This is a genomic window from Streptosporangium sp. NPDC050855 (assembly GCF_044456585.1).
GTDB classification, from domain to species: Bacteria; Actinomycetota; Actinomycetes; order Streptosporangiales; family Streptosporangiaceae; genus Streptosporangium; species Streptosporangium longisporum.
The window spans coordinates 1-11,648 of sequence record NZ_JBITFY010000002.1 but is presented as its reverse complement, the minus strand read 5'-3'; the positions used below and the strand labels follow the sequence as shown (position 1 = coordinate 11,648).

General features: G+C 72.8%; 13 protein-coding genes and 1 pseudogene. 7 read left to right on the top strand and 7 right to left on the bottom strand.

All coding sequences use genetic code 11. The features are described from left to right. The first annotated feature begins 79 nt into the window (after positions 1–79). The 4 genes from ACIBCT_RS05150 (at position 80) to ACIBCT_RS05135 (ending at position 3,369) form a co-directional block, all read left to right on the top strand. Entirely contained in the window at positions 80–826 is a 747-nt protein-coding gene (locus ACIBCT_RS05150) for an IclR family transcriptional regulator (RefSeq protein ID WP_399186116.1), read from the top strand. Between the two features lie 148 nt (positions 827–974). Continuing rightward, on the top strand, positions 975–2,147 hold the full coding sequence (locus tag ACIBCT_RS05145) for a 4-hydroxybenzoate 3-monooxygenase (protein ID WP_399186115.1): 1,173 nt from the start codon (positions 975–977) through the stop codon (positions 2,145–2,147). Between the two features lie 5 nt (positions 2,148–2,152). Further along, positions 2,153–2,899, top strand: coding sequence for a protocatechuate 3,4-dioxygenase subunit beta (gene pcaH, locus ACIBCT_RS05140; protein WP_399186658.1), 747 nt, complete (start codon positions 2,153–2,155; stop codon positions 2,897–2,899). Then, entirely contained in the window at positions 2,899–3,369 is a 471-nt protein-coding gene (locus ACIBCT_RS05135) for a protocatechuate 3,4-dioxygenase subunit alpha (RefSeq protein ID WP_399186114.1), read from the top strand. The genes pcaH and ACIBCT_RS05135 overlap by 1 nt, the downstream gene beginning before the upstream one ends. Before the next feature lie 34 nt (positions 3,370–3,403). Here the strand turns inward: ACIBCT_RS05135 and ACIBCT_RS05130 are convergent, their stop codons facing one another. Both ACIBCT_RS05130 and ACIBCT_RS05125 read right to left on the bottom strand, forming a co-directional pair. Continuing rightward, entirely contained in the window at positions 3,404–4,381 is a 978-nt protein-coding gene (locus ACIBCT_RS05130) for an aldo/keto reductase (protein WP_399186113.1), read from the bottom strand. Then, positions 4,378–4,740, bottom strand: a complete 363-nt coding sequence (locus tag ACIBCT_RS05125) for a MerR family transcriptional regulator (RefSeq protein WP_399186112.1) — start codon at positions 4,738–4,740, stop codon at positions 4,378–4,380. Before ACIBCT_RS05125 ends, ACIBCT_RS05130 begins: the two co-directional genes overlap by 4 nt. Before the next feature lie 278 nt (positions 4,741–5,018). Here ACIBCT_RS05125 and ACIBCT_RS05120 point away from each other — a divergent pair, with 278 nt between their 5' ends. After that, positions 5,019–5,717: a DUF998 domain-containing protein gene (locus ACIBCT_RS05120; RefSeq protein ID WP_399186111.1), complete on the top strand. Its 699-nt coding sequence runs from the start codon at positions 5,019–5,021 to the stop codon at positions 5,715–5,717. Here ACIBCT_RS05120 and ACIBCT_RS05115 read toward each other — a convergent pair. The 3 genes from ACIBCT_RS05115 to ACIBCT_RS05105 are packed head-to-tail and all read right to left on the bottom strand — an operon-like array spanning position 5,714 to position 7,148. Continuing rightward, positions 5,714–6,370 carry a dihydrofolate reductase family protein gene (locus ACIBCT_RS05115; protein ID WP_399186110.1) on the bottom strand — a complete coding sequence of 219 codons (657 nt, stop codon included), beginning with the start codon at positions 6,368–6,370 and terminating at the stop codon, positions 5,714–5,716. The two genes, ACIBCT_RS05120 and ACIBCT_RS05115, sit on opposite strands and share 4 nt — an antisense overlap. Then, positions 6,367–6,843, bottom strand: coding sequence for an SRPBCC domain-containing protein (locus ACIBCT_RS05110; RefSeq protein WP_399186109.1), 477 nt, complete (start codon positions 6,841–6,843; stop codon positions 6,367–6,369). The genes ACIBCT_RS05115 and ACIBCT_RS05110 overlap by 4 nt, the downstream gene beginning before the upstream one ends. After that, complete coding sequence (locus ACIBCT_RS05105) at positions 6,840–7,148, bottom strand: ArsR/SmtB family transcription factor (protein ID WP_399186108.1); 309 nt, start codon at positions 7,146–7,148, stop codon at positions 6,840–6,842. Before ACIBCT_RS05105 ends, ACIBCT_RS05110 begins: the two co-directional genes overlap by 4 nt. Before the next feature lie 237 nt (positions 7,149–7,385). Here ACIBCT_RS05105 and ACIBCT_RS05100 point away from each other — a divergent pair, with 237 nt between their 5' ends. Together ACIBCT_RS05100 and ACIBCT_RS05095 are read left to right on the top strand one after the other, a co-directional pair. Next, positions 7,386–8,363, top strand: coding sequence for a phosphotriesterase (locus ACIBCT_RS05100; protein ID WP_399186107.1), 978 nt, complete (start codon positions 7,386–7,388; stop codon positions 8,361–8,363). A 65-nt stretch (positions 8,364–8,428) separates the two neighbouring features. Continuing rightward, positions 8,429–9,871 carry a WGR domain-containing protein gene (locus ACIBCT_RS05095; RefSeq protein ID WP_399186106.1) on the top strand — a complete coding sequence of 481 codons (1,443 nt, stop codon included), beginning with the start codon at positions 8,429–8,431 and terminating at the stop codon, positions 9,869–9,871. 155 nt (positions 9,872–10,026) lie between these two features. Here ACIBCT_RS05095 and ACIBCT_RS05090 read toward each other — a convergent pair whose 3' ends face one another. Together ACIBCT_RS05090 and ACIBCT_RS05085 are read right to left on the bottom strand one after the other, a co-directional pair. After that, on the bottom strand, positions 10,027–11,358 hold the full coding sequence (locus tag ACIBCT_RS05090; protein ID WP_399186105.1) for a ricin-type beta-trefoil lectin domain protein: 1,332 nt from the start codon (positions 11,356–11,358) through the stop codon (positions 10,027–10,029). Between the two features lie 47 nt (positions 11,359–11,405). After that, positions 11,406–11,648: pseudogene (locus ACIBCT_RS05085) on the bottom strand (chitinase); the annotation flags it as partial.

Here is an 11,648-nt window from a genome sequence, read left to right as displayed (position 1 = left end):
GGTCCTGAACGGGGACGCTCCCGGGCGGGCGGCGGGTGCCCTCCGGGCCGCGGGCCGCCCGCTGGCCTAGGGTGGACGTGTGAGGGCTCCCACGGTCACCGGGAAGGTCATGGCGATCCTGGCCGCGTTCCTGCCCGGAGACGTGCGGCTGACGCTCACCGAGATCTGCCGCCGGGCCGAGCTGCCCCCCGCCACCGGCCACCGCCTGGTCAAGGAGCTGGTGGAGGGCGGGTTCGTCGAGCGGCTCCCGGACGGCTCCTACCGGGTCGGGACGCTGCTGTGGCAGATCGGCGCCCAGGCCGGCGGGCCGAGGGAGCTGCGCGAGCTGGCCCTGCCGTACATGGAGGACCTCTACGCCACCACCCGCGAGAACGTGCAGCTCGCGGTGCTGCACGACGACCGGGCGTTGTACGTCGAACGGCTGCGCGGGCGCACCTCGGTGCCGATCGTCTCGCGGGTGGCCGGGGACCTGCCGCTGCACGCGACCGGTGTCGGCAAGGTCCTGCTGGCCTTCGCCGCCCCCGAGACGGTGGAGCGGGTGCTGGCCGGGGAGCTCACCTCGCACACGCCGAACACCGTGGTCGACCCGGTACGGCTGCGGGCCGAGCTGGAGGAGGTCCGCCGCACCGGGGTCGCCTGCACGCAGGAGGAGATGTCGGTGGGCACCTGCTCGGTCGCGGTCCCGGTACGGGGAGCGGACGGCACGGTGGTGGCGGCGCTGTCGCTGGTGGCCTGGCGGCACAACGCCGACCTGCGCAGGCTGGTGCCCGCCGTGCAGGCCGCGGCCCGCGACCTCTCCCGCGACCTGGCCGCCTCGGGCCGGTGAGACGCCCGGGGCCGCGCCGTGCGGCCCCCGCGCCCCCACGGTCCCGGCGCCCCCTGCGGCCCCCGCGGGCCGTGCCGGTGGACGACGGTGTTTCCGCTGAGCGGAAGTGCCGGGCGTGCGCGGCCGGACCGTGCGCGATGCTCGGGGAATGCGAACTCAGGTAGGGATCGTCGGCGCCGGACCCGCCGGGCTGCTGCTGTCCCACCTGCTCCACCTGCGGGGCATCGACTCGGTGGTCCTGGAGTCGCGGAGCAGGCGGTACGTCGAGCAGCGGGTGCGGGCGGGCGTGCTGGAGCAGGGCACCGTGGACGTGCTCGACGAGGCGGGCGTGGGGGAGCGGATGCGCGCCGAGGGGCTGCCGCACCACGGCATCGAGCTGCGCTACGGCGGCGGCGGGCACCGCGTCCCGTTCGAGCGGCTCGTCCCCGGCCGGGCCATCACCGTCTACGGCCAGCAGGAGGTCGTCAAGGACCTCATCGCCAGGCGGCTGGCCGACGGCGGGACGATCCTCTTCGACGTGCCGGACGTCGCCCTGCACTCGCTGGAGAAGGACCCGTACATCACCTTCTCGGGCGAGCGCCTGGACTGCGACGTCATCGCCGGGTGCGACGGCTTCCACGGCGTCTCGCGGCCGTCGATCCCCGAGGGGGTCCTGACGGTCTTCCGGCGGGAGTACCCGTTCGCCTGGCTCGGCGTCCTCGCCGAGGTCCCGCCCTCGGCCGAGGAGCTGATCTACGCCCACAGCGACCGGGGGTTCGCGCTGCACAGCATGCGCTCGCCGGAGATCAGCCGCTTCTACCTCCAGGTCCCCCCGGATACCTCCCTGGAGGACTGGCCGGACGAGCGGATCTGGGCCGAGCTGCGGGCCCGCCTGGAGACGGTCCCGGGATTCACCCTGGCCGAGGGGCCGATCATCTCCAGGGACGTGTCGGCGATGCGCTCGTTCGTCGCCGAGCCCATGCGGTACGGCACCCTCTACCTGGCCGGTGACGCCGCCCACATCGTGCCGCCCACCGGCGCCAAGGGGCTCAACCTGGCCGTCGCGGACGTCCGGCTGCTGACCGCCGCGCTGGCCGAGTTCTACGCGACGGGCTCGACCGCCCTGCTGGACGCCTACTCAAGCAGCTGCCTGAAGCGGGTCTGGCGCGCGCAGCACTTCTCCTGGTGGATGACCACCCTGCTGCACACCTTCGACGACGACCCCTACGGGCGGCGCCTGCAGCTCTCCCACCTCGACTACGTCACCTCGTCCGAGGCCGCCGCGACCACGCTCGCGGAGAACTACGTCGGCCTGCCCTTCGACTTCGGAGCCCGACCGTGACCGCCATCGACCGCCCTTCCCCGACGGGCCCCGTCGGCCCGTCCGCGTCCCCGTCCCCGTCCGCGTCCTCCGCGCGTCCCGCCGACCCGCACCCGCCCCACCTCAGCCCCGGGTACCGCAGCACCGTGCTGCGGGCCCCCTCGCACCCGCCGCTGCGGCCCGCCCTCGACCCCGAGGCCGCGGAGCTGCTCGACCCCGTCTACGGCCACCGGCCGGTCGGGGAGCTGGACCACGACCTGACCCGGCAGCACGCGGGCGAGCCGATCGGCGAGCGCATCATCGTCACCGGCCGGATCCTCGACGGCCGGGGCAGGCCCGTACCGAACACGCTGGTGGAGGTGTGGCAGGCGGCCGCCACCGGCAGGTACGCCCACCCGCTGGACCGGCACCCGGCCCCGCTGGACCCCAACTTCACCGGGTTCGGCCGCTGCCTGACCGACGCCGAGGGCCGCTACCGGTTCGTCACGATCAAGCCGGGCGCCTACCCCTGGCGCAACCACCCCAACGCCTGGCGGCCCGCGCACATCCACTTCTCGGTGTTCGGCACCGCCTTCACCCAGCGGCTGATCACCCAGATGTACTTCCCCGGGGACCCGCTGTTCCCCCACGACCCGATCCTGCAGTCCGTCCCGGACCCCAGGGACCGCGAGCGGCTGGTCAGCGCCTTCGACCTGGACGTCACCGAGCCGGAGTGGGCGCTCGGCTACCGCTGGGACGTCGTCCTGGGCACGACCCCCTTCGAGGAGGAGTGATGGTCCCGACCCCCTCGCAGACCGTGATGGTCCCGACCCCGTCGCAGACCGTGGGCCCGTTCTTCGCCCACGCCCTGCCGTACGCCGAGGGGCCCCTCGTGGTGCCCGAGGACCACCCGGACGCGATCGAGCTGCACGGCCGGGTGACCGACGGCGCCGGGGAACCGGTGCCCGACGCGCTGCTGGAGATCTGCCAGCCCGGCCTGTTCGGCCGGTGCGAGACCGGTGCCGACGGCTCCTACCGCTTCCGCACGGCCCGGACGGACGGCTACATCCCCCTGCTGGTCTTCGGGCGCGGCCTGCTCAAGCCGGTCTGGACCCGGGTCTACCTCAGCGGGGACGCGCCGTTCCTCGCCGAGGTGGACCCGGCGCGGCGCGGCACGCTCGTCGCCCGGAAGGAGGGGGAGCGCTCCTACCGGTTCGACGTCCGGCTCCAGGGTGAGGACGAGACCGTGTTCTTCGCCTTCTGAACCCTTCCGGGTACTTCCGGGAGCCGCCGGACGGTCACTTCCCGATCGACGACATGTCCGCGTACCGCTCGCCCCTGACCGCGCCCGCGGGCACGGCCGCCTCCAGCGCGTCGAGCTGGGCCGGGGTCAGCGTGATGCCGGCCGCGGCGGTGTTCTCCTCCAGGTAGCGCAGCCGCTTGGTGCCCGGGATGGGGATGACGTCCTCGCCCCGGGACAGCAGCCAGGCCAGGGAGAGCTGGGCCGGGGTGCAGCCCACCTCGGCGGCGATGTCGCGGATCCTCGCGACGAGCGCCTCGTTGGCCGCCCCGGCCTCCCCGGTGAAGCGGGGGTGGTGCTTGCGGAAGTCGTCGTCCGACAGCTTCTCGGCCGGCTCCAGCGTGCCGCCCAGCAGTCCCCGGCTGATCGGTGAGTAGGCCACCAGCGTGACGCCCAGCTCCCGGGTCACCGGCAGGATCTCCTCCGGGTCGCGGGTGAACAGCGAGTACTCGTTCTGCAGGGCGGAGATCGGGTGCGTGGCGTGCGCCCTGCGCAGCGTCTCGGCGTTCACCTCCGACAGCCCCAGTCGGCCGACCTTGCCCGCCTCGACCAGCTCGGCCATCGCGCCGACGGTCTCCTCGATGGGCACCCCGGTGTCGCGGCGGTGCAGGTAGTACAGGTCGATGTGGTCGGTGCCCAGCCGCCTGAGCGAGGCGTCGGCGGCCCTGCGCACGTACTCGGGACTGCCGTCGATACGCCGGTCGGCCGGGTTCTCGCCCCGGACGATGCCGAACTTGGTGGCCAGGAACACCTCGTCCCTGCGGCCGGAGATCGCCCGTCCCACCAGCTCCTCGTTGTGGCCGTTGCCGTACATGTCGGCCGTGTCGAGGAAGTTCACCCCCAGGTCGAGGGCGCGGTGCAGGACCGCGATCGACTCGCTCTCGTCGGTCGTGCCGTAGAACTCCGACATGCCCATGCAGCCGAGCCCGATGGCCGAGACCTCCGGGCCGCCCCGGCCGAGATGACGCTTGTTCATGGATGCTCCTTGGTGTCGTACATCTCGATCTTCATGTCGAGGACCCCCAGGTCCTCGGTCAGGCGCGCGATCCGCTCCCTCACCCGCTCGCGATGGGCCGCCAGGATCCTCCGCCGCTCGGCGGAGGTCTCCGGCCCCCGCCTGCGCAGCTCGGCGTAGTGGCACATGTCGGCGATCGGCATGCCCGTCGAGCGCAGCCTGGTGAGGAAGACGAGCCAGTCGAGGTCGGGCTCGGTGTAGACGCGGTGCCCGCTCACGCTCCGGTCCACCTGGTGGATGAGCCCGATGCGCTCGTAGTAACGCAGCGTGTGCGCGCTCAGCCCCGAGGTGCGCGAGGCCTCCTGGATGGTGATCCCCATGGGACAACTGTGCTCCTTCGAGCGCGCTCGAAGTCAAACGGGGCCCCCTGAGGCCGGACCCCGCCCCAGGGCACCCCCGGGGCCGGCCCCCGACCGGGGCGACCCTGAGGGGGCAGGCCCTACCCCCGTCCGCTTCCGCCCAGGTCAGGGACATGACCTGGCCGGCGTCCCGGGGTGGCCGGTCCTCGGTGCTCCCGGGGTGTCTCCGGGGTCGCTCAGGGGCGGCCGGGGGCTGTCTCCGATGTCCGGCGACCCCGCCCGCCGCCATCGTTGAGGCCATGGGAAGTCAGGCGTTCACGGGATCCATGGTCATCCTCGGCGGTCACGCGGCGATCGGCGCCGGGGCCACCACGATGCTCGGGCTGCACGTGGTCACCGGTCTCGACCCGGTGCACACCGTGATCAGCGAGTACGCGTTCGAGGCGGACGGGTGGCTGCTGCCGCTCTCCCTCACCCTCTTCGCGGCCGCCGCGACGGTCATCGCGGCCATGCTCGGCAGGGACTCCGGGAACCGCGGGGCCGCGCTGCTGGTCGGTACCTGGGGCCTGTGCATGCTGCTGATCGGCGCCTTCCCCACCGACGAGCCCGGCCTGCCGCTGTCGATGTCCGGTGGCATCCACCGCTACGCCGCGTTCGTGGCCTTCCTCACCATGCCGGTCGCCGGGCTGATCATGGCGCGGCGGCTCGCGTCCGGCCGGTACGCCCGCGCGGTCCGCCTGCTCAGCCTGGCCTCGCTGGGGGTGCTGGTCCTGGTGATCCTCCCGTACGTGCTGCGGACGTTCGGCATGGAGGTGACCAACGACGACATCCCCGCGGGGGTGACCCAGCGGCTGGTGGTGGGCCTGGAGGTCGCCGTGCTGACCCTGCTGGGCCTGGTCGCCAGAACCACCCGGCGGGTGGCCGCGACCCCTCGGCGGGTGGCCGTGACCTCCCAGCGGGTCGTCGCGACCTCCCGGCGGATGGCCGGGGTCTCCTAGCGGGTCGCCGGGTCCTGATCGCCACCCTGGACGAAGGCCGTGACGCCCTCGTACTCCCCCGACGAGGCGACGCCGGTGGTCTCGTACCGGAGCAGCACCAGGCCGCTCGCCGTCACCTCGTGGTGGACGAGCCGAAGGCCGGTGGGCCTGCCCGGGTGGTCGAACAGCCGCCGCCCGGAACCGGTCACGACCGGTGCGACGACGAGCCGGAGTGTGTCGACGAGGCCCGCCGCCAGCAGGGCGTTGCCGAGCCGCGCACTCCCGTGGATCTGGAGTTCCCTCCCCGGACGTGCCCTGAGCTCCCCGACGGTCCGGAACGGGTCGCCGCGGAGCACGGTCGTGGGGTTCCAGTTCCCCTCGGTGAGGGTGCCGGTCACCACGTACTTCGGTAGCGAGTTCATCCGCGCGGCGAACGGGTCGCCCGGGTCGGTGACCCGCGGCCAGTCCCGGGCGAACGCCTCGTAGGTCCGCCGCCCGAGCAGCAGGCCGTCGGCGAGGTCCAGCCACTCGGAGGTGCGCCGGACGAAGAGCTCGTCCAGGTGGGGCACGAGCCAGCCGCCCCGGGTGAAGCCGTCGCTCGTGTCCTCGGTCGGCGAGCCGGGGCCCTGGCTGACCCCGTCGAGGGTGACGAACTGCATGAGAGCGATCCTCATCGGACGGCCCGGCTCTCCGCGAACGCGGCGAGCTGCCCGATGACCGAGCCCCATCCCTCGAAGAAGCCCAGTGTCTCGTGGTGGGCGCGGGCGGCCGGATCGCCGTGCCGGACGACGGTCCGGTAGTCGGTGCCGTCCGGATGGTCGCCCATCGTGATCTCAGCCGTCATGAGCACCGGCGCGGGGCTCGCGGGGCGCCAGGCGCTGTCGATCGCGTTCGTGAACACGATCCGTTCGAGCTCGTCGACGACCAGGAAGCTCGCGTCGACGTGCGGGACGAAGTCCACCCCGTCTTCGCTCATCCGTGTCACCAGCGCGCCGCCGGGCCGGGCGTCCAGGCGGTCGACGCGGCACACGGCCGGCGCCGGGACCCACCACTTCTCGAAGCGGGAGGGGTCGGTCCACGCGCTCCACACCGCTGCGCGGGGGGCGCGGATGACCCGTCGCAGGGACAGGTCGAGATCGGGGTTCAAAGACGTTCCTCTTTCGGATCGGTGACGAGGCGTTCGAGCCGGTCGGTGCGCTCTTCCCAGATCCGGCGCTGCTCGGCGAGCCAGCCGTCGACGAGTGCCAGGCGGTCGCGGTCGAGCACGCAGGTGCGCACCCGGCCCGACTTGACCGTGCGGATGAGGCCGTTCGCCTCCAGCGTCCGCACGTGCTTCATGAAGGAGGGAAGGGTCATCGGGAACTCGCGGGCGAGATCGCCCACGCTCGCCGGACCGCGTCCGAGGCGCCGGATGACACCGCGTCGGGTCGGGTCGGCGAGAGCGACGAGCACGCCGTCGAGCTCCGCGGACTCCGCGGGCCCCGTGCGCTCTGCCGGATACTGTGCCATTCGGCTAAGTGTCGTTCATCGAAACACTTAGCGCAAGGGCAAAGTATTGAGGATCCCGATGCGGACCGGCCGCTCCCGGTGTCGCGTGCCCGGTTGACGGCCCGGTGCGCCCGCCCTACCTTCGCAGGAAGCGACCGCTCGGTGGGTGACCGCCGGTCGGGCCGATCCGGAAGGACGCGCATGCCGGTCGTGAACACCGTCCGAGGTCCCGTCGACGTCGCCGACCTGGGGCAGACCCTGATGCACGAGCACGTCTTCGTGATCTCCCCCGAGCACGTCGACAACCACGGCAGGGGAGCCTGGTGGGACGAGGAGTTCCGGGTGGCCGACGCGGTCGCCAAGCTCAGGGCGGTGGCGGCCAAGGGGGTGCGGACCATCGTCGACCCGACCGTGTGGGGGCTGGGCCGCTACATCCCGCGCGTCCAGCGGGTCGCCGAGCAGGTGCCGGAGCTGAACATCGTCGTCGCCACCGGCATCTACTCCTACGACGAGGTCCCGTTCCACTACCTGCACCGCGGGCCCGGCCTGATGATGGACGTGCCCGAGCCGATGGTCGAGGACTTCACCCGCGACATCGCCGACGGCATCGCCGACACCGGGGTCCGGGCCGCGTTCCTCAAGTGCGTGGTCGAGGGCAAGGGCCTCACCCCCGGCGTCGAGCGGATCTGCCGGGCGGTCGCCAGGACCCACCTGGAGACCGGCGTGCCGATCACCGTGCACACCAACCCCTCGGCCGGGACCGGCCTGCTCGCCCTGGAGCTGTTCCGCCGGGAGGGGGTCGACCCGGCGAAGGTCGTGCTCGGGCACTCGGGCGACACCAACGACCTGGACCACCTGATGCGGCTGGCCGATACCGGGGCGACGCTCGGCATGGACCGCTTCGGGCTGGACGCGTACAACCCCACGCCGTCCCGGGTCGCCACGATCGCGGCACTGTGCGAGCGCGGGTACGCCGACCGGATGGTGCTCAGCCACGACACCGCGTGCTTCATGGACTACTTCGGCGGGGCCTGGGACGAGGACATCCCGCTGGTCGCGCCGAACTGGCGGTTCGACCACGTCCACGACGACGTGCTCCCGGCCCTGCGCGAGGCCGGGGTGACCGACGGGCAGATCGACCGGATGCTCGTCGACAACCCCCGACGCTACTTCTCCTGACATTTCGTCGTTTGTCATACGCCTCCCGTACGCTCCGGGGAACCGATCGACGCGAGGGGTGGAGCATGACCGCACGCAGCACGTACCTGGAGCTCTCGGAGGAGGACGGGAGCTCGCACAAGTTCTACGAGGTCGTGCTCGACGGGACCGAGGTGACGATCAGGTACGGCCGCATCGGCGAGCCCGGCCAGACCAAGGCGTCGGCCTTCGCCAGCGCGGAGAAGGCCGCGGCCGCCGCCGCGAAGAAGATCGGGGAGAAGGTCCGCCGGGGGTACGCCCCGGCCGTGCAGGGGGTGCGCCAGCGCCGCGCGGTCACCCGGCGCAGCGTGCAGAGCAGCCGTTCCACCGCCACCCAGGCGCCGGTGCTGTGGCGCTTCGCCAGCGGCGCGGCCGCGTTCGGCATCTTCGTCGACGCCGAGCGCTGCTGGGTCGGCAACCAGCGCGGCGACGTCTACACCGTCACCCACGACGGCACCGTCACCGGCCGCTTCCGGCTGCCGGACGGGGTCAAGTGCATCGTCGCCGACGACTTCTGGATCTACGCGGGCGCCGACGACGGCAAGGTCTACGACCTCGGCGGCAAGGTCCCGCGGGTCGCGTACGAGATCGCCGAGGACGTCGACATCTACTGGCTCGACATCCACGAGGGCGTGCTGGGCGTCTCCGACCGGGCGGGCCGGATCACCACCATCGACCACGAGGACGAGTTCCAGTGGGCCCGCAAGGGCAGGGGTGACGCGGGCTGGATGGTGCGCTGCGACGACGAGGCCGTCTACCACGGCCACTCCACCGGGGTGGCCCGCTACGACGCCGCCGACGGCACGCCCGTCTGGGAGACGCCCGTCAACGGCGCGGTGCTCTTCGGCTGGCAGGAGGCCGACGCGGTGTACGCGGGCACCGCGCGCGGCGCCGTGCACCGCCTGCGCAAGTCAGACGGCGTCTCCCAGGCGGTCTACCGCTGCGACGCCACCGTCTTCTCCTGCGCCACCGCCCCCGGCGGCCGGTACGTCTTCGCCGCCGACGACCACTCCTCGATCTACTGCTTCGACGAGGGCGGCGAGCGGCTGTGGAAGCTGGCCACCGGCTGCGGGTCGGCCTTCTCCATGCAGTACCTCGACGAGCGCCTCTACATCGTGACCACCGACGGCACGCTGGCCTGCGTCGACGCGAGCGAGGAGGCGATCAGGGCGGCACAGGCCGGCACCGTCCCCACGCCGGTCGACGTCAAGGCCGCCGCGGGACTGGCCGTGGTGGAGCCTGCCACGACGCTGGAGACCGTGACCTTCGACGCCGTTCCCGACGGCGGTGACGGCGTGGTGGTCGAGTGCTTCCGCGAGGGCGAGCGGCTGCGGGTGCGGGTGATCAGCGAGGGTTACGACGCGCGGCGCAACGTGCAGTTCCCCAAGGGCGTGCGCGAGGCCGGGGCCCGCTACCTCGTCGAGGGCGTCCGCTTCTCCGAGCGAGGCGGTTTCTACCGCGCGTACGGCGACATCAGGCGCCTGCTCTGAGCCACGGCGGGCAGCGGCGGCCCGCCGTGGACCGGCGCGAGCCCGCCGGGGACGGGCTCGGGGGGTGAGCCCGCCGCGGCCCGGACGGGGGACGGGCCGGACGGGGACGGGCCTGCCGCGGGCCGGAACGGGGACGTTCCGGCCCGCGGGCGGGGTCAGGCCGGGATGTTCCACTTCTGGTTGGCGGTGCCGCCGCAGGTCCAGATCTGCAGGCGGGTGCCGTTGGCGCTGGACTGGCCGGTGGCGTCCAGGCACTTGTTGGCGGCCGGGTTGACCAGGTCACGTGCACCGCTGTGGACCCACTGCTGGGCGGAGGTGCCGTTGCAGTCGTAGAGCTGGATCTGCGCCCCGTCGGCGGTGGAGGCCGCGGTCACGTCCAGGCACTTGCCCAGGGCACGGATCGTGCCGTCGGTGCCGATCGTCCACTGCTGGGCGCCGGTGCCGTTGCAGTCGTAGAGCTGCACCGGGGTGCCGTTGGCGCTGTTGGCGCCCGCGACGTCCACACACTTGCCGGCGATGCCGGTGATCTGACCGGTGCGGCCACCGGTGCCGCCCTGGGCGTAGACGCGGACGTAGTCGACGGTGAGCTGCTGCGGGAAGGTCGTGGACGCGTCCGGGGAGCCGGGCCAGTTCCCGCCCACGGCCAGGTTGAGGATCATGTAGAACGGGTGGTCGTAGACCCAGGGGTTGCCCCTGGTGTCGGCGGGCGTCTTCCTGGAGTACTGCACGCCGTCGACGTACCAGGTCACCGAGCCGGGCTCCCAGTCGACGGTGAAGGTGTGGAAGGCGTCGGCGAACGCCTGCCCGGCGGGCAGGTCGTAACTGCCGCTCAGCGGGTTGCCCCCGGAGTAGCCGGGGCCGTGCAGGCTGCCGAGCACCTGCCCGGGGACACTGCCGACGTTCTCCATGATGTCGATCTCGCCGTTGGCCGGCCAGCCGGCGCCCCCGGTGCCCAGCATCCAGAACGCCGGCCACATGCCCTTGCCGCGCGGGAGCTTCATCCGCGCCTCGAAGCGGCCGTAGGTGCGGGTGAACGTCGTGGCCGTGGTCAGCTTGCCGGAGGTGTACTCGCAGGAGCCGTACCAGCAGCCGTAACCGGACGGGTTGCCCTTGCGCGCGGTGATGACCAGGTTGCCGGCGCCGTCGTGGGCGATGTTCTGGGTGCCCGTGGTGTAGTACTGCCGCTCGTTGTTGCCCCAGCCGCCGCCGCCCACGTCGTGGCGCCACTTGGCGGCGTCCGGGGCGGTGCCCGCGGCGGCGTTGAACTCGTCGGACCAGACGAGCGGGCCGGGGGCGGCCGAGGCGCGGGCGGTGACGGCCTGGGGGCCGGTCGCGCTCGCCGGGGAGGGGACCAGGGCGGCGGAGGTGAGGGCGAGCAGCGTCGCCGTCAGCAGGCCGCCGATCCGCGCGAGCGGTCCGCGCGCGCGTCGTCGGCCGCCCGGGGAGGCCGGGTAGGCCGGGGAGGGGGTCGGGACGGTGGAGATCATGGGCTGTTCCTTTCGGACCGGTGTCGACCGGCGGGGGGTGCCATGGTCTAGAAGCCGGCGGTGACGCGGGTGAAGTCCCAGTCGGCCTGGGCGATGCCGCTGCAGTTGGAGGTCACCCCGCCGCCGGGGCAGGGACGGTCGCGGTTGACCGACCAGTAGGCGAAACGGGTCAGGCCCTTGGAGCGGGCCCAGTCACGGATCTGGGTCCAGGCCGCCACCGTGGTCAGTTCCTGCTGGTCGGACAGGCCGTTCATGCCGGAGATGCCCATCCGGGCGTAGGCCTGCGCGTC

Coding starts and splice junctions, on each gene's coding strand:
- ACIBCT_RS05145 (WP_399186115.1), top strand. CDS start 975: ATGCGAACTCAGGTAGGGATCGTCGGCGCCGGACCCGCCGGGCTGCTG.
- ACIBCT_RS05135 (WP_399186114.1), top strand. CDS start 2,899: ATGGTCCCGACCCCCTCGCAGACCGTGATGGTCCCGACCCCGTCGCAG.
- ACIBCT_RS05130 (WP_399186113.1), bottom strand. CDS start 4,381: ATGAACAAGCGTCATCTCGGCCGGGGCGGCCCGGAGGTCTCGGCCATC.
- ACIBCT_RS05125 (WP_399186112.1), bottom strand. CDS start 4,740: ATGGGGATCACCATCCAGGAGGCCTCGCGCACCTCGGGGCTGAGCGCG.
- ACIBCT_RS05120 (WP_399186111.1), top strand. CDS start 5,019: ATGGGAAGTCAGGCGTTCACGGGATCCATGGTCATCCTCGGCGGTCAC.
- ACIBCT_RS05115 (WP_399186110.1), bottom strand. CDS start 6,370: ATGAGGATCGCTCTCATGCAGTTCGTCACCCTCGACGGGGTCAGCCAG.
- ACIBCT_RS05100 (WP_399186107.1), top strand. CDS start 7,386: ATGCCGGTCGTGAACACCGTCCGAGGTCCCGTCGACGTCGCCGACCTG.
- ACIBCT_RS05095 (WP_399186106.1), top strand. CDS start 8,429: ATGACCGCACGCAGCACGTACCTGGAGCTCTCGGAGGAGGACGGGAGC.
- ACIBCT_RS05090 (WP_399186105.1), bottom strand. CDS start 11,358: ATGATCTCCACCGTCCCGACCCCCTCCCCGGCCTACCCGGCCTCCCCG.